We start from the raw sequence: 19,414 nt of genomic DNA, 5'->3' as shown, positions 1-19,414 counted from the left end.
GCATGGCCGCCATGTGTTCGCGTCGTGCGCTGTTACGGCTTGCTGTCCGGGCGTGGTCGCGGTGAGGTCCTTCCTCGCGGTCTCCTTCGCCCCCGGCGCTTCGGCGGTTGCTCCGGCACCCGCGGCAATTCAGGCTCTCGGCAACGCCACGGTGCACGCGGCCGACGACGGCTGGGTCGCGCTCGGCCCGGAGGACCCGGGCGACCGCGTCGACGACCAGGGCCGCGGCTTCACCGTCCGGCTCGGCCGGGCCGCCCGCACCCGATCCGGCGAGGTCTCCACCGACGGGCTGGCGGCGCTGCTCCGCGACGGCGGCAACGTCGACGGCACGGCGCTCTCCGCTCTGGTACCCCCCTTCGCCGCCGCCCACCGCTCGTCCCCGGCCGCCCCGATCGTGGTCGCGACCGACTGGCTCGGCTTCCGCCAGATCTTCTGGTGGCAGGGCGACGGCGTGGCCGCGGTGTCGACGAGCGCGCTCGCCCTGCGCGAACTCGCCGGCGCCCCGCTGAACCTCGCCGCGCTCGGGCTGCAGAGCCTGGTCGGCTGGCAGGTCGGCCTGGGCACCGTCTTCGGCGACGTGACGAAGCTGGAGGCCGGGTCGCTCGCCGTGCTGGCGGGCGGGAAGGTGCGCACCAGCCGGTACATCGGAACGTCCTTGGATCTCGAGGGCGCGACGCCCACCATTCCGACGGCGGTCGGCGAGATGGCCGAGCTGCTGGAGGACTTCCAGACGGCGTATCTCAACGACCACCCGACCACGGTGCTGCAGCTCACCGGCGGCCAGGACACCCGCGTGCTGCTGTGCGCGGTGCCGGCCAAGCTGCGGCCGGGCCTGCGCGCGCTCACCGTCGACGTGCACGGCGGCTCGGACGCGCGGCACGCGGCCAAGCTGAGCGAGCTGTGCGGGCTGGACCACCAGATCTACTGGATGGACGACCAGGACCCGATCACGCCGGCCCACGCCTACGCGCTGTCGCTGGAGGCCGCGGCCGCGCTGGACTGCATGGCCAGCCCGCTCGCCCTGGCCCCGCTCCTGCTCGCCGAGAGCAACCTGGAGCAGGGGCACCGGCTCTCCGGCCTGGGCGGCGAGACCTGCCGCGGTTTCTACTACTTCGGCCAGCCGCACCACGCGGCCACGTCGCAGAAGCTCGTGCACAACCTGGCGAACTGGCGGCTGTACGCGAACGAGCGCGTCCTGCCGCAGGCCCTGGAGCCGGACTTCCTGACCCGGGCGCAGTCCGACGCGCTGGAGCTCATCTGGGCCAGCTTCGACGGCACGTCCAAGGAGTGGCTGCGGGCGGCCGACCAGTTCTACCTGTACCAGCGGATGCAGCGCTGGGCCGGCGCGCACGGCTCGGTGGCGGCGAACAACCGGTTCTTCATCAACCCGATGTTCGACCGCCGGTTCGTGCAGATCGCGCACGCCGTGTCGCCGGAGGACAAGCGCGGCGGGCGGCTCACCGGCCAGCTCATCGAGCGGCTCGACCCGGCCCTGGCCGCGGTGCCGCTGGACTCCGGGCTCATCCCGGCCAAGCTCGGCCAGGGCGGCCTGGGCACCCGGGCGGCGGCCGCGCGGGTGACCGCCGGGCGGCTGGCCCGCAAGATCCGTCAGCGGGTGCGCGGGCGCAGCAAGGCGCAGCTGGGCGCGGGCGAGATGGCGGCCCTGGTGGTGGAGCACTGGCGGGCTTCGCCGGACGTGCTTGCGCCGCTGCGGGGCAACGGCATCGTGCGCGAGGCGTGGCTGGACGAGACCCTGGCGGGCACCGCCCCGGTCCCGGCCGCGACGGTCGCCTTCGTCACGAACCTGCTCGTCGCGTCGCGTTGAGTTCTCGTACGAGCCTGCTCGTCGCGTCGCGTTGAGTTCTCGTACGAGCCCGCTCGTCGCGTCGCGTTGAGTTCTCGTAGGAGCCCGCTCGTCGCGTCGCGTTGAGTTCTCGTACGAGCCCGCTCGTCGCGTCGCGTTGAGTTCTCGTACGAGCCCGCTCGTCGCGTCGCGGTAGCTTTTTACGAGGCTGCTCGCGTCGCGGTGGTGAAGCGCGGCCTGCTTGCCAGGTCGCGGTGATCGACGCAGTCCTCGAACAGCCCGGTCGCGCGCAGCAGGGCCGGCAGCGACTCGCCCTGGGTGTCGTCGTGCTCGATGCCGAGCCGGCCGCCCGGGCGCAGCAGCCGCGCGGCGGTGCGCGCGACCGCGGGCATCAGGTCGAGCCCGTCGGCGCCGGCGAACACCGCCTCGCGCGGGTCGTGCTCGGCCACCTCGACGTCGACCGGCGCGGCGTCCGGCACGTACGGCGGGTTGCACAGCACCAGGTCGGCCGTCCCGTCGAGGTCGGCCAGCACGGCCGGATCGGCGATGTCGCCGACCACCACCCGGACGCCCGGCGCGTGCGCGGCCACGTTGCGCCGCAGCCACTCCAGGGCGGCCGGCGAGCGCTCGACCGCGGCGACGGACGCGCCCGCGCGCAGTGTGGCGAAGGACACGGCGATCGCGCCCGAGCCGCTGCACAGGTCCACGACGACGGAGCCGGGCTGCTTGAGGCCCCACTCCACCAGCAGTTCGGTCTCGAAGCGCGGCACGAACACCCCCGGGCCGACGGCCAGCTCCAGACCCCAGAAGGGCGCGGTCCCCACGATGTACTGCAACGGCTCCCGCCCCGCCCGCCGCCGCACCAGCTCGTCCAGCGCCGCGGCCTGCCCGGCGCTCATCCGGGCGGTCAGCAGGCGGGAGCGGGGCACGCCGAGCACGTGGGCGGCCAGGAGCTCGGCGTCGACCCGGGGCGAGGCGACGCCGGCCGCGGCCAGTGCGGCGGTGGCGGACGAAAGAAGCGTGGGCAACTCATGTTCCGGCGTGTCATCTTCGAGGCGGTGCACCCCATAATCATGAGGCGCGCCGAAAGGGGGCCCGGATGGCGGTGGGCGACCGCTCGTCGGAGCTGACGCGCGCGCGGCGGCTCATCTTCGACGATCGCCTCGGCGAGGCCATGACGGTCGTGGAGCGGGTGCTCGCGGGCGACCAGTCACCGGCGGAGCGCGTCGAGGCGCTGAAGCTGCGCCTCATCACGCTGATCAACCTGGGGCGGCCTGAGGAGTACGCCGCGGCGCTGGACGCCGGCCTGGCCGCCGCGCGCCACCTGCAGGACCCGGGGCAGTACGGCGAGCTGGAGGCCCTGGCCGCGATCGTGGCGCTGCGGGCCGGCTCGCTGGACCACTGCGTCCGCGCGCTCGTGCACGCCTCCCGCGCGCTCGGCGCGGTCGAGCTGCTCAACGAGACGACGGCCTGGGGCTGGTACAACCTCGCGATGGCGTACTCCTACACCGGCTTCCACGGCCACGCGTTCTCCGCGATGGAGAAGGCGCGCGCGGTCGCGGTGGAGGTGGGGGTACCGACGGCGGGCACTGACTTCGCCGCACCGCAGATCCGCCTGCGCCTCGCCGTCGACCTCGACCACCGCGGGGACAGCGAGGGCTGCCTGCGCATCCTGCGCGACATCGCCACCGACCTGGAGCGCCGGGTCGCGGCCGACGAGGTGGCCCGGATGCGGCCGATCGCGCGCGGGGCCCTGGGCTATGCGGCGGTACGGCTGGGCACCCTCGGCGCCGCCCCGCCCTCGGTCGACCCGTGGCCGCTGCTGGAGTCGGCCGGCCTGTCCACCCGCGCCCGGGACTTCCGCACGTTCGCCGCGGCCTGCGAGGCGATCACCGAGCGGCGCCCGATCGAGGCGGTGGCCCGGCTGGAGACGGCCAACGTCAGCGAGGAGTCGCTGGGCCCGGCCGAGCTGCTGCGGCTGCGGGCCCTGGCGCACCTGGGGGCGGGCGACTACCGCGCGGCGTACCACGCGGACCGGATCGCCTACCAGGCCGCCAACACGCAACTGGAGCTGATGCGCGACCTGTTCGTGGACGGCGTCGCCGCCCTGCTCGACCGCGAGGACCTGGTGCGCACCGTCGACTTCCACCGCGGCGAGGCGCAGACCGACCCGCTGACCGGGCTGCCGAACCGGCGGTACCTGGAGGAGCACGTCACCAAGCTCGTGGAGGCGGGTGGCCACGCGGCCCTCGGCGTGTGCGACCTGGACGGCTTCAAGCAGGTGAACACGGTGCACGGCCACCTGTCGGGCGACCTGGTGCTGCAGCGGGTGGCGGGCGTGCTGAACCGCGTCATGCGCAAGGGCGACTTCGTGGCCCGCTACGGCGGCGACGAGTTCGTGGTGGTCCTGCCGACCACCTCACCGGGCGAGGCCCACGAGATCTCGCGCCGGATCGAGTCCGCGGTCGCCGGGGAGGACTGGCAGTCGCTGGTGCCCGGGACGCCCGTCGGCGTGACCATCGGCTGGGCCGGGCTCAACGGCGAGGACTTCCAGACGGTGTCGGAGGCCTTCGAGGCGGCCGACCACGCGATGCTGAGCGCGAAGACGCCGCGCCCGCGCGCGGCGTCCTGATCGCTTTTGGCTCGCTGTTGCTGAGGATGCTGTTGCCGGCTTTGCTGAGGTCAGCGCGCCATGACGATGCGCGCGTTCTCCTCGCGGATGCGGGCTCGCTCCTGGTCGGCGCAGACGGCCGCCCACGCGTTCGCCTTGGCCGTCGGGACCTTGTCGGCGCCGAGCACCGAGCGGCCGACGCGGTAGATCAGCTCGGCGGCGGTGCTCACCACGGCGCGCGGGGCCGCGGAGATGTCGACTGGGGTCGATGACGACGGCATGGCATCCCTCCCGGGGTGTGGCGGTGATCACGCTGGGTGCCGTTCGGTTTCCGCGTGAACGCTACCCGAGACCAGGGTGCACCGGCACCGTTTCCGGGATGTGACGTCGGCGTTAGACCCCCGTCACCCTCGGCTGAGCTGGTCCTCGCCGGCGAGGCGGGCCTTGCGGTCGGCCTCGGCCAGCGCATCCAGAACGCTGTCGATGTCTCCGCCGAGGGCCAGATCGAGGTTGTACGCCGTGTAACCGATGCGGTGATCCGAGATCCGGTTCTGCGGAAAGTTGTACGTTCGGATGCGCTCGGATCGGTCGACCGTACGAACCTGGGAGCGCCGCGCGTCCCCGGCCGCCGCGGCCGCCTGCTCCTCGGCCAGGGCCACGAGCTTGGCGTGCAGCATCCGCATCGCGCGGTCCTTGTTCTGCAGCTGCGAGCGCTCGTTCTGGCAGGAGACCACGATCCCGGTCGGCAGGTGGGTGATCCGCACCGCCGAGTCGGTCGTGTTGACGCTCTGCCCGCCCGGCCCCGAGGACCGGAAGACGTCGATGCGCAGGTCGTTCTGGTCGATCTCGACGTCGCCCGTCTCCTCCGCCTCCGGGGTGACCAGCACGCCGGCCGCGGAGGTGTGGATGCGGCCCTGCGACTCGGTGGCCGGCACGCGCTGGACGCGGTGCACGCCGCCCTCCCACTTCAGCCGGGACCAGACGCCGTTGCCGCCCTCGGGGATGCCGCGGGTCTTGATCGAGATGGCCACGTCCTTGAACCCGCCGAGGTCCGACTCCTGCGAGTCGAGCAGCTCGGTGACCCAGCCGTGCCGCTCGGCGTAGCGCTGGTACATCCGCAGCAGGTCGCCGGCGAACAGGGCCGACTCCTCGCCGCCCTCGCCCGCCTTGACCTCCAGGATCACGTCCTTGGCGTCGTTGGGGTCGCGCGGCGCGAGCAGCTCGGCGAGGCGCTCCTCCAGCGTGGGGATGCGCTCGGCCAGCTCGTCGGCCTCCGCGGCGAACGCGGCGTCCTCGGCGGCCAGCTCGCGCGCCGCAGCCAGGTCCTCGCGGGTCTGCGTGAGCTCGCCGGCCGTCTTGGCGATCGGGGACAGCTCGGCGAAGCGGCGGCCGGTCTTGCGGGCTTGCGCCTGGTCGGCGTGGATGCTCGGGTCGGCGAGCTTCTGCTCGAGCTCCTGGTACTCCGCCAACAGCGTGGCGAGCCGGTTGTCGGCGGTCATGTCCCCTCCTGGTGAGAAAGTCCCTGGACACAGAATCGGCGCCCGCCCGCAGACCCCGGTGAGGGGACGCGGAGCGGGCGCCGGAAACGCAGCTACTTGGCGGCCTTCTTGGCCTGGACCTTCGCGTACTTCTGCTGGAACTTCGCGACCCGGCCCGCGGTGTCGAGCACGCGCTGCTTGCCCGTGTAGAACGGGTGGCAGACGGAGCACGTCTCCACGTGGATCTGACCGCCCTTGGCGGTGCTGCGGGTGGTGAAGGAGTTGCCGCAGGAGCAGGTGACCTCGGTGGTCGCGTACTGCGGGTGAATGTCCGGCTTCATGGCCGTGGTCCTTTCGTCGGTGGTCGCCGGGTCGCCGTGTGTCGCTGGCGTGAACCGGAACCGGTGATGGCCGTCGGTCAAGTCTGCCATGTGCGTTCCTGGCGTTCCCGACCAGCCCCTTCAACGCCCTCTCCACCGGTCGTATTCCCATGGCTCCTGGGTGCGCGGCTCACCTACGCTGTACCGCGCTATGAACATCCACATCGATGAACTCTGCGATCCGGCGCTGCTGGCCGACATGGTCACCGGCGGGTACGTGCGCACCCAGACCCACCCCTCGCTGCCGCTGGTGATTCACAACTACACCGAGAAGGCGCAGTACGAGAACGTGTGGAACGCGGCCACCCTGGCGTGCCGCGGCCTCGTCGTGTCCCGCGACGGGCGGGTGCTGGCGCGGCCCTTCGCGAAGTTCTTCAACCACGGCCAGCCCGGCGCGCCCGCGCTCGACCTGGACGGCCCGGTGGCGGTCACCGACAAGGCCGACGGCTCCCTGGGTGTCCTGTTCCCGACGCCGGACGGCTGGGCGCTGGCCACCCGCGGCTCGTTCGACTCCGAGCAGGCCCGGCACGCGACGAAGCTGTGGAGCCGCCGGTACGCCGGCCGCTTCGAGCCGCCCGCCGGCCTGACGCTGCTGTTCGAGATCATCTACCCCGGCAACCGGATCGTGCTGGACTACGGCGACCTGGACGACCTCGTCCTGCTGGGCGCGGTGGACATCGCGACAGGGCGCAGCCACGGGCCGTCCGCGGTGCCGGGCTGGCCGGGGCCGGTGGTGGAGTCGTTCGGCTTCGCCACGCTGGCCGAGGCCCTCGCCGCCCCGCCGCGCGACAACCGCGAGGGGCTGGTCGTGCACTTCACCGGGCCCGACACGCGGGTGAAGATCAAGTACTCCGAGTACGTCCGGCTGCACCGCATCGTCACCGGCCTCAACGCCCGCGTCGTGTGGGAGGCGATGCTGGCCGACGGCCTCGACGAGCTGCTGGAGCCGCTGCCGGACGAGTTCCACGCGTGGGCCATGGACATCGCGGCGGGCCTGACGGCTTCGGTGCAGGCGCTGACGGCCGATGTGGAGCGGGAGTACGCCGAGGTCGTGACCAGCCTGCCGGACGGCTGGACGCGCAAGGACTTCGCGCTGGCGGTGGCGCGCAGCCCGCGGCGCGGGTGCCTGTTCCTGCGCCTGGACCACAAGGACTACAGCGCCCTGCTGTGGCAGCAGGTGCGCCCGGCGCTCGCCACGCCGCGGGACGACGAGGGGGAGGTCGCGTAGATGGCGACGCTGACGATCACGCGGGGCCTGCCCGCGTCGGGCAAGACCACCTGGGCCAAGGAGCAGCGCCACCTGACCCGGGTCAACCGCGACGACCTGCGCCGCATGATGCACGGCGGCCTGGTCGCCGACGAGCAGCGGCGCGGCCGGGCCGAGCGCGAGGTCACGGCCGCGCACCACGCCGCGGTCGAGGCCCTGCTGCGCGCGGGCGCGGACGTGGTCTGCGACGACACGAACCTGCGCGGCCGCGTGGTGCGCGAGTTCGCCGAGCTGGCCGCGCGGTGCAAGGCGCACTTCGTGGTGCGCGACTTCACCGACGTGCCGGTGGACGAGTGCGTGCGCCGCGACGCCCTGCGCACCGGCGACGGGCACGTCGGGGAGGCGGTGATCCGCACCATGCACCAGCGGTACCTGGCCGGCCGCCCGCTGCCGCTGCCCCTGCCGGTGCTGGACGAGACCCACGCCGCCGCCTACGAGCCGCCGCCGGACGCCCCGCGCGCGGTCCTGGTGGACATCGACGGGACGGTGGCGCTGATGAGCGGCCGCAGCCCGTACGACATGGGCCGCGTCTGCGAGGATCGCCCGAACGAGCCGGTCATCGCGGCCGTGCGCGCCATGCACGCGTCCGGGCACGAGATCGTCTTCTGCTCGGGCCGCAGCGACGACGCCCGCGCGGCGACAGAGGTGTGGCTGGCCGAGCACGTGGGCGTCCCCTACCGCGCGCTGTTCATGCGCGAGTTCGGCGACCAGCGGCGCGACTCGGTGGTCAAGGGCGAGATCTTCGAGAAGGAGATCCGCAGCCGGTACCACGTGATCGGCGTCTTCGACGACCGCATGCAGGTCGTGCGGATGTGGCGGGACCTGGGCCTGACCGTCTTCCAGGTGGCCGAGGGCGACTTCTGATTCGCGGGTGCGTTGGTCCCTTTCGGGGTCCCGGCGCGTCCAATCATCGTGGAGAACCCTGCTCAGTGCTGGCCATTGAAGGTTTCCGGGGATCAAATTTGGCACGGAGCGCCCGCGGCGACGCCTGTCGATTGCCGCGGGCTCGGACGTTCATGCACAATCCTCGCGCCGCGACGCTCGGCGCGGGCGCGCGGAAGGTCGCCGCGGATGATAGACATGGGTGACACCCAGTGAAGGCAGGCCTTGTGGGGGATGGCGGCAAAACGGACAACCAGGACCGGCTGTATGCGGTCTTGACCGACCTATCCGGCAATCCGGACAGCCCTCCCGGTCCCGGCTCACCCAATCTGGATGCGCTGCGTGACGAGTCGATCCTCGATGCGTTCCGCGACCCCGCCCGCCTGGGCGCGCTGGGCGACGGTGTGCTGGCTCACACCATTCGCCGGGTGCTGAGCGAGGTCGACGAGCCCCACGAAACGGTCGCCGGCTTCAACTCGAGCTTGTGAACGGCCCCGCTCCGCTGGCCATCGGGGCCGCGGAACTGGACGACCTGGCCACCGGGCGCGGGAGCGACCGGGTGCTGGACACCCTGCGCGGGGGCCAGGTCACCAAGCACGTGCTGCTGGTCCGCGAGGTCGCCCACCGCGCCCGCGCCGTGGCCCCCGAGGCCGCGCGCGTGCTGGCGGAGGCGGACCGCCGGGATCCGGCCGCGACCCGGGCGTTGCTGGCGCATCCGCAGGTCGGGGCCTGGGCCCTGCACTGCCTCACCGGCGCGCCGGCCGGGTCCGACCTGCACCACCTGCACGGCGTGGCCGCGGCGGCCGCCGTCGCCGCGGGCCTGGACGCCACCTGGCCGGCGCCGCGCGGTCGCGTGCCGATCCCGGCCCTGGGCACCGCCCTGACCGACGCCGACGCCGACGCCACGGTGACCGTCGCCGCGGGCCGGCTCGCCGTCGGCCCGGTCGCCGTCCCCGCCGACCCCGCGCAGGACGCCCCCGGCTGGCTGGGGCTGCGCCGCCTGGACGTGGGGCCGCTGCGGCTGGCGCTGGACGACCTGGACCCGTACCGCGGCGTCTACGACCTCCCGCTCGCCGACCGGCTCTCCCCCGCCGAGGCCGCCGCGTGGCGCGCGGACGCGGCGGCGGCGGGCGCCCTGCTCGCCGAGCACCACCCCTGGCACGTGCGGTCGATGGCCCGCTGCCTGACCTCGGTCGTCCCGCTCGCGGCGGCGGGCCGCAGCGCCACGTCGCGCGACGCGTTCGGCGCGGCCGCGCTGGCCCGCCCGCCCGACCCCCGCCGGCTGGCCGCGGGGCTGGTCCACGAGCAGCAGCACGGCAAGCTCAACGCCCTGCTGCTGTTCCACGACATGCTGCGCCCGGACGCGCCCGCGCGCCGCTACTACGCCCCCTGGCGCACCGACCCCCGCCCGGCGGGCGCGCTGCTGCACGGCTGCTACGCCCACCTGGCGATCGCCGACTTCTGGCGCACCGAGTACCAGCGCACCACCGACGACCTCTCCGCCGTGGAGTTCACCCGCTGGCGGGTCGCGGTGGCGTCCACGTTGGACACGCTGCACGCGTCCGACGCGCTGAGCCCGGCCGGGCGCCGCCTGGTCGACGGCATGCGGGCGCACCTGGACTCCTGGCTGCCGGACTCCGTCCCGGCCGACGCCCGCCGCCAGGCCCTGGCGACCCTCGACGCCCACCGCGCGGCGCACGCGATCTGAGAACGACGCCCACCGCCGCGCCCGCGCGACGCAGACCGCCCACCGCCGCACCCGCGCGACGCACGCGGTCTGAAAGCGACGCCCGCGCGACGCAGACCGCCCACCACCGCGCCCGCGCGACGCACGCGGTCTGAAGCACCGCCCGCGCGACGCAGACCGCCCACCACCGCGCCCGCGCGACGCACGCGGTCTGAAAGCGACGCCCGCGCGACGCTCGCGGTCTGAAAGCGACGCCCGCGCGGCGCACGCGGTCTGAAAGCGACGCCCGCGCGGCGCACGCGGTCTGAAAGCGACGCCCGCGCGGCGCCCGAAGCGCCGCGCACGCGGTCTGATCAGGTGGCCGGCAGCTCGATGTCGAACTCCAGCCGGCGCCCGGCGAAGGCGGTCAGCGTGGCCGGGTGCGTGTCGCCCAGCCGCCGGCGCAGCGCCTCGGCCGCCGCGCCCACGGTGCCCCGGTCGTCGCCGGACGGGTGCGCCGACCGCACGTCCAGCGCGTGGTTGAACACCGCGACCAGCAGCGCCGGGTGCTGCGCCCCGTAGGTCTGCGCGACCCGCACGGTGTCCCGCGACGCGATCACCGCCCCCGCGCTCTGCCCGGACAGCGCCAGGTCCGACGCGTAGCCGATGGCGCAGGCCACCGAGAACGGGTGCTCCGCGCCGACGGAGTGGGCCAGCCCGACGAGCGCGTGCCGGTCGAGGTCGCCCGCCGCGCCCGGGTCGCCCTCCGCGCGCAGCGCCGCCGCCAGGGCCGCCTGCGCCGCGTGGGTGAACGGGTGCCGCTCCCCCAGGATCGCGGTGAACCCGTCGGCCGCCTGCTGGGCCGCCGCGCGCGACGTCGCGAACTCGCCGCACGCGCGGACGCAGTTGGCGTAGGTCAGGATGGCGGAGAGGGTGTCGGCGCTGTGGTCGCCGTACTTCTCCAGCCAGAGCGCCATCGTGGCCTCGGCCTCCTTGCGCGCCCGCGCGTAGGCGCCGCCGCGGCGCAGGGCCATCGCGAGGTAGCGGCGGCCGGTCAGTACGGCCGAGTGGTCCTCGCCGAACGCGTCCGCGTGCAGCGGCAGCGCGTCGGTCAGGATCTCGATCGCGACCTCGTGCTCGCCCAGGCCGAACCGGTTGTGGGCCAGGCTGATCAGCGACCAGAGCGTCTCCGGGTGCGGGTGCGGCAGGACCCGGCGGCGGTGCATCAGGGTCTGCTCGTCGATGACGCGGGCCTGCCGGAAGTCGCCGAGCAGCCGCATGTCGACGGCGAGGTTGTTGGCGCAGCGCAGGGTGCGCGGGTAGGCCTCGCCGAAGAGCCGGCGGTACCGGTCGAGGTTGTCCAGGTCGACGTTGCGGGCCGCCACGAACTCGCCGCGCAGGCGCAGGTCGGCCCCGACGCTGTTGGCGGTCATCAGCGTCGACTCGTCGTCGTCGCCGAAGACCCGCCGCAGGGTGGCCAGGGTCTGCTGGTTGAGCTTGGCCGCCTCGGCCGCGTCGCCGCCCGCGCGCATGGCGTTGGCGAGGTGGTACGCCGCGGCCAGGGTGTCCTCGTGCTCGTCCGACAGGCTCAGGCGCCAGCGGTCGTAGGCGTGCTGGGCGACGGTACGGCTGCTGTCGTGGTCGCCCCGCACGAACAGGAACCGCACGTAGTGCAGCATGAGCTGGCGGGACTCGTCGGTCGCGCCGGCCAGCAGGTCCGAGTAGAGCAGGTGGGCGCTGAGCTCCTCGTAGCGCGGCCACGAGGCCGGGTCGTCCGGGATCGCCGGATCGGCCGCGGTCAGCACGTCGTGCGCCGCCTGCTGGTAGATCGGGTACTCCTTGACCTCCAGCCGCTCCAGCAGGAGCAGCTGCCCGAGGCGGTGCACCTGGACCGACTGCAGCGCCGGGTCGACCTGGGCCAGCCCGAACCGGTCCAGCTCGCGCAGCGCGGTGCGCAGCGCCTTCTCCACCCGCACCAGCGAGCCCAGCGGCGCGGGCAGCCCGGCGCCGCGGCTCTCCCACAGCACGTTCCACGACACCGGCTCGCCGGCCAGGAACGCGCACACGTCCAGCAGCCGGGCCGCGCCGGGGTTGCGCTCGGCCAGCTCGGCGTAGGCGAGGTTCCAGGTCACGACGATCGGGCTCGGGTACTCCGGCCGCTCCGAGGTGCCGCCCATCTCCCGGCGCAGCACGTCGTAGCGCTCGACGTACTCCGCGGCCGTCCAGCCGGTCGCGTTCTGGGTCGCCGCGGCCTGCTCCATCGCCATCGGCACGTCCCCGAGCCGCGCGGCGAGCGTGTGGGCCTGCGAGCCGCTGATCGCGGGCGAGCGGCGGCGCAGCAGCAGCACGCTCTCCGCCCGCGTGAAGGCGCCGATCTCGATCGCGTGGCCCATGTCCGCCCAGCGCGGGTTCCGCGAGGTGACGAGCACGTGGCCGATGCCGCGGGGCAGATAGGGCTCGATGTCCTCGGGCCGGCTCGCGTTGTCGAAGATCAAGAGCCAGCGTCGGTACTGCGAGCCGCGCTCGAGCGTCTCGCGCAGCGCCTGCAGCGTCCGGTTGAGGTCGTTGCTCTCCCGCACCTTGAGCGCGCGGGCCAGCCCGGCGAGGGCCACCCGCATGGGCGCGACCTGCTCGGCCGGCACCCACCAAACGAGGTCGTACTCCCCCGCGAACCGGTGCGCGTACTCCAGCGCGAGCTGCGTCTTGCCCGTGCCGCCGAGCGAGTGCCGGGCGTCCGGCAGCAGCGCGACCAGCCCCGAGTCGAGCCGCCGCCCGATCTCGTCGAGCACGCCGTCGCGCCCGACGAACCCGGAGTTGCGCTGCGGCACGGCGTTGCGCACCTGCTGCGGCGTCTTCACATGCACGTCCCGCTCCCCGGCCGTTCCCCCGCCACCCGTAGGACCGTCCCCCTCGCGCTCGGCGGCCCGCTCGGCGAACCTGGCCACAACATCGACTTCGGTCACACTGCCGCTACCGTCCGCCGCGCCGGATCCGGCCAGAGGGCCAGATGTCGCGGGCGGGGCGGCGAGGGCCTCGGCCAGCTCGGCGTGCGCGCCGCCGAGGGACCGCAGCACCGGTACCGTCGCCGCCACGAACTGCTCCCCCAGCGCCCGCAGCGCGGCGGGATCGCCCGAGACGACGGCCGCGTCCAGATCGGCCGGGCCGAGGCGATCGGCCACGAGCCGCACCACGCCCAGCGCCTCCGCGGCGTGCAGCGACGGCAGCAGCGCCTCCCGCACCCCGGGCCGGAACTCGAAGCCCGCGCGCGGCCCATCGCCCACGACGTCCGCGACGTTCCCGGCGACGTGCTCGGTGACGCGACCGGCGAAGTGCTCCACCGCGCGCTCTGTGGCGTGTTCCCCCGCGCGCTCGGCGGCGTGCTCGGTGGCGTGCTCCACTGCGCGTTCAGCGGCGTGCTCCACCGCGCGCTCAGTGGCGTGCTCCCCCGCGCGCTCTGTGGCGTGTTCCCCCGCGCGCTCGGCGGCGTGCTCCCCCGCGCGCTCTGTGGCGTGCTCGCCCGCGCGCTCGGCGGCGTGTTCGCCCGCGCGCTCAGTGGCGTGCTCCACCGCGCGCCCGGTGGCGTGCTCCCCCGCGCGCTCTGTGGCGTGCTCCACCGCGCGCCCGGTGGCGTGCTCGGTGGCGTGCTCCACCGCGCGTTCAGCGGCGTGCTCCACCGTGCGCTCGGTGGCGTGCTCCACCGCGCGCTGCCGGCCGGCGCGCCGGTCGTCGCCCGCGAGGTGCTCGGCGGGGTGGCCCCGGTGGGTGCGCTGCCGGAGCAGGCCGCCCAGGAAGACCTCGGCCAGGTGCTCGGGGCGCGCCTCCGGCAGCCGCTCGGCCGCGACGAGGCGCATCAGCGGCAGGGTGAGCGGCGCGGCGGCGAGCAGCCCGGCCAGCCGGTACGCGGTCGGCGAGGCGGAGGCGCGGAAGACCCGGACCCGCCGCTCGGCGCTCGGGGGCGTGCGCGGCGCGGGCTCGTCGTCGGCCGGGTCCTCGACCGGGCGCCCGGTGAACAGCGCGGCCCCGGGCACGGGCCCGGTCGCGGTGCCGGCGACCAGCGCCGCCCACGGGGCGAGCCAGCGCGGGGTCAGCTCGAGCACCGGGATCGCGACGCCCGCGCGGGCGGGGTCGAACCGGCCGTCGGGCGCCTCCGCGCGCAGGTCGGCGTTGGCGGCCAGCGGGCCCGGTGCGCTCAGGCGGACGCGGTGCACGGCGGGGCGGGAGCGGCTCCACATGCGGTACGGCAGAAGCTGGAAAACCGCCGTGGGACCCTCGCGGCCCAGGCGCTCCAGCAGCGGGCCCAGCGTGCCGTCCCACAGCGGTCCGACGCCGTCGGTGACGATCAGGGCCAGCCGGCGCGCGGGCGGGAGGCGCAGGTCGGGCCCGAGGGGGAACTCGGTGACCGCCGGACCGCCGAGCGCGGCCAGGTCGCGGCGCAGCTCGGCCAGCGTGGGCTCCCACAGCGGCATCGACGGGCCCGCGTCGACCAGCAGCGCGAGCTCCTCGAAGCCGCCGCCGTGCAGCAGTGGTCGCAGGTGTTCGAGATTCATCCCCGGTCCTCGGCGTCGGGGGCCTGCCAGCGGGCCGCGGGCTCCTCGGGCCAGCGGCCGGCCTCGTCCCAGAGCAGGGCGAGGTGGCGGCCGGGCCGGGGCTCGCCGCCCAGGGCCCGCGCGGCCTCGCGGCGCAGGCGCAGCACCAGGCCGGGCAGCTCGGCCACGCTGGACACGTCGAGCAGGTCGTCGAGGCGGCCCTCGGCGTCCGGGTCGAAGCCGGGCCGGCACCAGACCGCGACCGGCAGCCCCATGCTCAGCGCCACGCCGAGCTCGTCGGCGGCCAGGGTCGGCTCCTCGCCGGGCGGGAACTCCTGCATGAAGCAGATCCGCGGCTCCTCCCACAGCTGCGCGCCGAGGGCGGCCAGGTTCGGCTCGGGCCGGTCGAGGAAGAACACGGCCTTCGGGTCGCTCAGGTGCCCGTGCGCGCGGAGGCGCTTGGACTTGCGCGTCCAGTACGGCCGCAGCGCCCGCGTCACGCCCCGCTCCCACGAGCGCAGCACGACCGAGTGCCGCGCGCCCAGCGGCAGCGGCTCGGCCCCGAACGCGGCGCCGACCGGCCACTGGTCGACCGGCAGGTTGCCCAGCGACTTGGGCAGGATGCACTCGACGGTCACGTCGTTGGCGTCGGAGGCGTGGGCGGCGAACACGGCCGCGAGCAGGCGGTCGGCCTCGGCGGGCAGGTCCGGCTCGGCGACCACGGCCTCGGCGGCGGCGATCCCGATGCCCGGGGCGCCGTCCTCGGCCTGCGACCAGGCGGCGACGAGGTACCCGTCCCCGAGCCAGTCCCGCTCGACGCGCAGCACGAGCACGGTGCGGGAGCCGCGCGCGGCCGCGCCGGGGGTCAGCGCGGCCAGCCAGTCCGCGGGCGCCGCGGTCCGCGCCAGGTGCGCCTCCAGCCAGGTCCGCAGGTCGGCCCGCAGCCCGGCCCCGGCCTCGGCGGCCAGCGCGGCCACGAAGGTCAGCAGCGGCGGCGGGCGCTCGGGCGGGCGGAGCAGGCCTTCGAGGTACGGCAGCAGCTCCCGCGCGGTCCCCGCCGCCGGCCGGTCGGGCCCGGTGCCGCCGACCGCCGCGCGATAGGGATCGGCGGCGGGCCGGTCGGGTCCGGCGCCGCCGACCGCGGCGCGATAGGGACCGGCGACGGGCAGGTGGGCGGCGCGGGTCAGCAGCGCCAGCAGGGCTCGCCGTTCCGGAGCAAGCAGCAGTGGTACCGGCACCGCCCGCACCTGCGCCCGGAAGCCCTCATCGCCGAGCAGGTCCGCGAGCACGTGCAGGGCGCCGGGCACGGTCTCGCACTGGCGCAGGAACGTCTCGGGTTCGGTCGCGGCCGGCCCGGGAAGCGGCAGGCCGAGCTCGGACTCCAGGGCGGTACGCAGCGACGACAGGTCCTGACGGCCGCCGTCGCCCCCCAGCGCTCCGGCCATCGCCGTCAGGACGGACCAGCCAAGCGTGCTCAAGGCCGCGCCTACCCTTCGTCCGCGGCGCCGAGGCCGACCGGCTCGGCTGGGGCGTCCACTCCGATCTGTGTGACCGTACGCCAGAGAAGCGTCACTGAAAACCCGCGCATGCGTTGGGGTTTGTACGCCTGTCTATGAGCATGGCGGGTCTTGCGTGCGAAAGGTCGGATTCATGGCCCCGATGGCCGGTCCGGGCGGGACGCCCGATACTCGATACGTGGCGCAACCATCTATCCGGGTCGTGCGCGACCTCCACGGCGACGCGGTGCTCGGCGTCCAGGGCGAGGTCGACGTGGCCAACGCCCCCGCCCTGCGCGCGGCGATCGTGCGCGCGGTCGACGGCCGCCCGGCCCGCGTGGTGATCGACCTGGCCGCGGTGTCCTTCATGGACTCCAGCGCGCTGGGGGTGCTGATCAGCGGGTACAAGTACGCCAAGGGCGCCGGCGTGCCGGTCGTGCTGGGCAGCCCGGGGCCGGGGGTGTACCGGCTGCTGCGCACCAGCGGCCTGGTCGAGATCTTCGAGATCATCGACCCGCCGGACCCCTCGACGGAGATCCGGGGCTGAGGCTCAGCTCAGCGCCTCCGGCTTGTGCACGGCCTCGCGGCCGGTCTTGTCGCTCGCCACGACGTACTGCGGCTCGCCGGGGCTCGCCGCCACCGTGCGCCCGGCCGCCTCGGTGCGCCGGCTCAGCTTGCGCTTCACGGTGCCCTTGACGGTCTGGCCGTGCGAGCTCCAGCGGACCTTCTGCCCGCGCCTCAATGATCTGCGGCTCATGTCGTCCTGATACCCGGACGCCCCCGGAGCAAGCGCTCCGGGGGCGTCCAAAGGTCGATCCGTACTTACTCGCCCGGCGTCGTCTGCGCGATCTGCATCAGGAACTCGACGTTGGTCCGGGTCTTCTTGAGCCGGTCCAGCAGGAGGTTCAGCGCCTCCTGGGAGTCGAGCGCGTGCAGCACCTTGCGCAGCTTGATGACGATCGCGAGCTCGTCCGGCGCGAGGAGGATCTCCTCCTTGCGCGTGCTGGACGGGTCGATGTCGATCGCCGGGAAGATGCGCCGGTCGGCGATCTTCCGGTCGAGCTTGAGCTCGGCGTTGCCCGTGCCCTTGAACTCCTCGAAGATGACCGTGTCACCGGTGGAGCCGGTCTCGACCAGCGCCGTGGCGATGATGGTCAGCGACCCGCCGTTCTCGATGTTGCGGGCCGCGCCGAGGAAGCGCTTCGGCGGGTACAGCGCCGTCGAGTCGATACCGCCGGACAGGATGCGCCCGGAGGCCGGCGACGCGTTGTTGTACGCGCGGCCGAGCCGGGTGATCGAGTCGAGCAGGACGACCACGTCGTGGCCCAGCTCCACCAGGCGCTTGGCGCGCTCGATGGACAGCTCCGCGACCGTGGTGTGGTCCGTCGGCGGCCGGTCGAAGGTCGAGGCGATGACCTCGCCCTTCACCGAGCGCTGCATGTCGGTGACCTCTTCGGGCCGCTCGTCGACCAGCACGACCATGAGGTGGCACTCGGGGTTGTTGCGGGTGATCGCGTTGGCGATCGCCTGCAGCACCATGGTCTTGCCGGCCTTCGGGGGCGACACGACGAGCGCGCGCTGGCCCTTGCCGATCGGCATCACCAGGTCGATGACGCGCGTGGTGAGGATGTGCGGCTCGGTCTCCAGGCGGAGGCGGTCCTGCGGGTACAGCGGGGTGAGCTTGTAGAACTCGGGGCGGCGCTTGGCCTCCTCCGGGTCCATCCCGTTGACCGTGTCCAGGCGCACCAGCGGGTTGTACTTGTCCCGCCGCTGCTCGCCGTCGCGCGGCTGGCGCACGGCGCCGGTGACCGCGTCGCCGCGGCGCAGGCCGTACCGCTTGACCTGCGACATGGCGACGTAGACGTCGTTGGAGCCGGACAGGTAGCCGGTGGTGCGCACGAACGCGTAGTTGTCCAGCACGTCGAGGATGCCCGCGACCGGCACGAGGACGTCGTCCTCGTTGACCTGCGGCTCGTTGCCGCCCCGCCCGCCGCCGCCGGTGGCCTCGGCGCCGTCGCGGTCGCGACCCCGGCGGCGGTCGCGGAACCGGCTGCGCCGCCCGCGACGGCCGGTGCCGTCGTCGTCGCCGTCGTCCTCGAACCCGCCGCCGCCCCGCTGGTTGCGGTCGCCGCGGTCGGTCCGGTCGGTGCGGTCGCCCCGGTCGGCGCCGTTGCGCTCGGCCCGCTCCGCGCGGTCGCCCCGCTCGGCGCGGTCCCCGCGGTCGTTGCGCTCGGTGCGCTCGGCCCGCTCGCCGCGGTCGGCGCGCTCCGTGCGGTCGCCCCGCTCGGTGCGCTCGGCCCGCTCGCCGCGCTCGGCCCGCTCCGTGCGCTCGGTGCGCTCGGCCCGCTCGGCGCGGTCGCCGCGCTCCGCGCGCTCGGTGGTCCCGCGCTCGGCCCGCTCGGTGGTGCCGCGCTCGGCGCGCTCGGTCGTGCCGCGCTCGGCCCGCTCGGTGGCGCGCTCGGAACGGCTGGGGCGCTCGGCCCGCTCGGTGGCGGGTGCCTCGGCCGTCTCGGCGGCGGCCTCCTCACGCGCGGCCCGCGGCTCCGGCGGCCCGGCGGCCCGGGTGGCCCGACGAGGGGTGCGGGCCGGGGTCTCGCTCACCTCGGTGGCCGACGGCCACTCCGCCTCGGGGGCCTCGGCGCGCGCCTCGGTGCTGCGGGCACGGCTGGTCCGGGCCGGGGCGGTGGCCTTGGCCTCGGCGGCGGCCGGACGGGACTCGCCCGCCTGGCGCTCCTGGATGGCGGTGACGAGCTCGCCCTTGCGCATGCGCGCCGTGCCGGAGATGCCCAACGAGGCCGCGAGGCTCTGCAGCTCGGGAAGCAGCATGCCGGCCAACCCCGTTCCAGAGCGCCGCCGACGCGTCGCGCCGGCCTCGGCGCCGTCGGCCTCGACCGCGGTGCGGTCGGTGGAGACATCCGACGTGACGTCGGTGGTGTCGCTCAATGGATTCCTTCCCTCGTTAGGTCCGGGGCCGGGCCCGATTTCGATGTGCGGTGGCCGGGCGGCCCGCGGGTGCTCCCGCCTCGACGTGCGATCCGGGAGGTCGTGCCCGCTCCGCGCCGCGGGAGGCGTCGCCCGGGAGGGTCAGGTGCCGCTCCCCGTTTCGCCCCGCGATGCGGAGGTCCTGCTGGTACCCCGCTTCGGCAGAGCGTTGGCGGGGGTCGTGCCGAGTCCCCGCTTCGACGCGGGGATTTGCTGCCGCACTGGGTCGGCCGATCCAGTGATCTTGCATCCTGCCGCCTCGGCGAGCGCTGCGGAAGGCCTTGCGGGAGGTGTGGCAGGCGCTGAGCGGCAGGACCACGAC

At 74.6% G+C, this 19,414-nt stretch carries 15 protein-coding genes; 7 read left to right on the top strand and 8 right to left on the bottom strand.

Going from position 1 to position 19,414, the window contains the following annotated elements; genetic code table 11:
• The first annotated feature begins 61 nt into the window (after positions 1-61).
• Positions 62-1,825 (top strand): hypothetical protein, encoded by a 1,764-nt coding sequence (locus ACQPZ4_RS06490; RefSeq protein ID WP_433057131.1) that lies wholly within the window; start codon positions 62-64, stop codon positions 1,823-1,825.
• A gap of 179 nt (positions 1,826-2,004) precedes the next feature.
• Here ACQPZ4_RS06490 and prmC read toward each other — a convergent pair whose 3' ends face one another.
• Entirely contained in the window at positions 2,005-2,868 is an 864-nt protein-coding gene (gene prmC / locus ACQPZ4_RS06485) for a peptide chain release factor N(5)-glutamine methyltransferase (protein ID WP_433057129.1), read from the bottom strand.
• A 35-nt stretch (positions 2,869-2,903) separates the two neighbouring features.
• Here prmC and ACQPZ4_RS06480 point away from each other — a divergent pair, with 35 nt between their 5' ends.
• Positions 2,904-4,436 (top strand): diguanylate cyclase domain-containing protein, encoded by a 1,533-nt coding sequence (locus ACQPZ4_RS06480; protein ID WP_433057126.1) that lies wholly within the window; start codon positions 2,904-2,906, stop codon positions 4,434-4,436.
• Positions 4,437-4,486: 50 nt separating this feature from the next.
• Here the strand turns inward: ACQPZ4_RS06480 and ACQPZ4_RS06475 are convergent, their stop codons facing one another.
• The 3 genes from ACQPZ4_RS06475 to rpmE form a co-directional block, all read right to left on the bottom strand.
• A complete protein-coding gene (locus tag ACQPZ4_RS06475; RefSeq protein ID WP_433057124.1) occupies positions 4,487-4,696 on the bottom strand; it encodes a hypothetical protein in 210 nt (69 codons plus the stop codon).
• Positions 4,697-4,819: 123 nt separating this feature from the next.
• Complete coding sequence (prfA, locus tag ACQPZ4_RS06470; protein WP_433057122.1) at positions 4,820-5,914, bottom strand: peptide chain release factor 1; 1,095 nt, start codon at positions 5,912-5,914, stop codon at positions 4,820-4,822.
• A gap of 92 nt (positions 5,915-6,006) precedes the next feature.
• On the bottom strand, positions 6,007-6,234 hold the full coding sequence (gene rpmE, locus ACQPZ4_RS06465; RefSeq protein WP_433057120.1) for a 50S ribosomal protein L31: 228 nt from the start codon (positions 6,232-6,234) through the stop codon (positions 6,007-6,009).
• A gap of 190 nt (positions 6,235-6,424) precedes the next feature.
• Here rpmE and ACQPZ4_RS06460 point away from each other — a divergent pair, with 190 nt between their 5' ends.
• The 4 genes from ACQPZ4_RS06460 (at position 6,425) to ACQPZ4_RS06445 (ending at position 10,130) form a co-directional block, all read left to right on the top strand.
• A complete protein-coding gene (locus ACQPZ4_RS06460; protein ID WP_433057118.1) occupies positions 6,425-7,501 on the top strand; it encodes an RNA ligase in 1,077 nt (358 codons plus the stop codon).
• Positions 7,502-8,404, top strand: a complete 903-nt coding sequence (locus ACQPZ4_RS06455) for an AAA family ATPase (RefSeq protein WP_433057116.1) — start codon at positions 7,502-7,504, stop codon at positions 8,402-8,404.
• Positions 8,405-8,634: 230 nt separating this feature from the next.
• Complete coding sequence (fxsA, locus tag ACQPZ4_RS06450; protein WP_433057114.1) at positions 8,635-8,910, top strand: FxSxx-COOH cyclophane-containing RiPP peptide; 276 nt, start codon at positions 8,635-8,637, stop codon at positions 8,908-8,910.
• Entirely contained in the window at positions 8,907-10,130 is a 1,224-nt protein-coding gene (locus ACQPZ4_RS06445; RefSeq protein WP_433057112.1) for an aKG-HExxH-type peptide beta-hydroxylase, read from the top strand. Before fxsA ends, ACQPZ4_RS06445 begins: the two co-directional genes overlap by 4 nt.
• A gap of 332 nt (positions 10,131-10,462) precedes the next feature.
• Here the strand turns inward: ACQPZ4_RS06445 and fxsT are convergent, their stop codons facing one another.
• Positions 10,463-14,635, bottom strand: a complete 4,173-nt coding sequence (gene fxsT / locus ACQPZ4_RS06440) for an FxSxx-COOH system tetratricopeptide repeat protein (protein ID WP_433057110.1) — start codon at positions 14,633-14,635, stop codon at positions 10,463-10,465.
• On the bottom strand, positions 14,632-16,092 hold the full coding sequence (locus ACQPZ4_RS06435) for a hypothetical protein (protein ID WP_433057108.1): 1,461 nt from the start codon (positions 16,090-16,092) through the stop codon (positions 14,632-14,634). The genes fxsT and ACQPZ4_RS06435 overlap by 4 nt, the downstream gene beginning before the upstream one ends.
• A 217-nt stretch (positions 16,093-16,309) precedes the next feature.
• On the opposite strand from ACQPZ4_RS06435, the gene ACQPZ4_RS06430 reads away from it, so the two are divergent.
• The gene (locus ACQPZ4_RS06430; protein WP_433057106.1) at positions 16,310-16,657 is read left to right on the top strand and encodes an STAS domain-containing protein; all 348 of its coding nucleotides are present in this window, start codon (positions 16,310-16,312) and stop codon (positions 16,655-16,657) included.
• Between the two features lie 3 nt (positions 16,658-16,660).
• On the opposite strand, the gene ACQPZ4_RS06425 is transcribed toward ACQPZ4_RS06430, so the two are convergent.
• Both ACQPZ4_RS06425 and rho read right to left on the bottom strand, forming a co-directional pair.
• The gene (locus ACQPZ4_RS06425; protein WP_433057104.1) at positions 16,661-16,867 is read right to left on the bottom strand and encodes a DUF2945 domain-containing protein; all 207 of its coding nucleotides are present in this window, start codon (positions 16,865-16,867) and stop codon (positions 16,661-16,663) included.
• A gap of 65 nt (positions 16,868-16,932) precedes the next feature.
• Entirely contained in the window at positions 16,933-19,053 is a 2,121-nt protein-coding gene (gene rho, locus ACQPZ4_RS06420; RefSeq protein ID WP_433057102.1) for a transcription termination factor Rho, read from the bottom strand.
• Positions 19,054-19,414: the final 361 nt, after the last annotated feature.

It is taken from the genome of Dactylosporangium sp. CS-033363, from assembly GCF_050942475.1.
Lineage (GTDB): Bacteria > Actinomycetota > Actinomycetes > Mycobacteriales > Micromonosporaceae > Dactylosporangium.
The sequence above is the reverse complement of the archived record's forward strand: the minus strand, read 5'-3'. Positions and strand labels throughout refer to the sequence as shown.

What these genes read in the sequence shown, in the direction of transcription:
- ACQPZ4_RS06480 (WP_433057126.1), top strand. Translation starts at nt 2,904, where the DNA reads ATGGCGGTGGGCGACCGCTCGTCGGAGCTGACGCGCGCGCGGCGGCTC.
- ACQPZ4_RS06475 (WP_433057124.1), bottom strand. Translation starts at nt 4,696, where the DNA reads ATGCCGTCGTCATCGACCCCAGTCGACATCTCCGCGGCCCCGCGCGCC.
- prfA (WP_433057122.1), bottom strand. Translation starts at nt 5,914, where the DNA reads ATGACCGCCGACAACCGGCTCGCCACGCTGTTGGCGGAGTACCAGGAG.
- rpmE (WP_433057120.1), bottom strand. Translation starts at nt 6,234, where the DNA reads ATGAAGCCGGACATTCACCCGCAGTACGCGACCACCGAGGTCACCTGC.
- ACQPZ4_RS06460 (WP_433057118.1), top strand. Translation starts at nt 6,425, where the DNA reads ATGAACATCCACATCGATGAACTCTGCGATCCGGCGCTGCTGGCCGAC.
- ACQPZ4_RS06455 (WP_433057116.1), top strand. Translation starts at nt 7,502, where the DNA reads ATGGCGACGCTGACGATCACGCGGGGCCTGCCCGCGTCGGGCAAGACC.
- fxsT (WP_433057110.1), bottom strand. Translation starts at nt 14,635, where the DNA reads ATGAATCTCGAACACCTGCGACCACTGCTGCACGGCGGCGGCTTCGAG.
- ACQPZ4_RS06425 (WP_433057104.1), bottom strand. Translation starts at nt 16,867, where the DNA reads ATGAGCCGCAGATCATTGAGGCGCGGGCAGAAGGTCCGCTGGAGCTCG.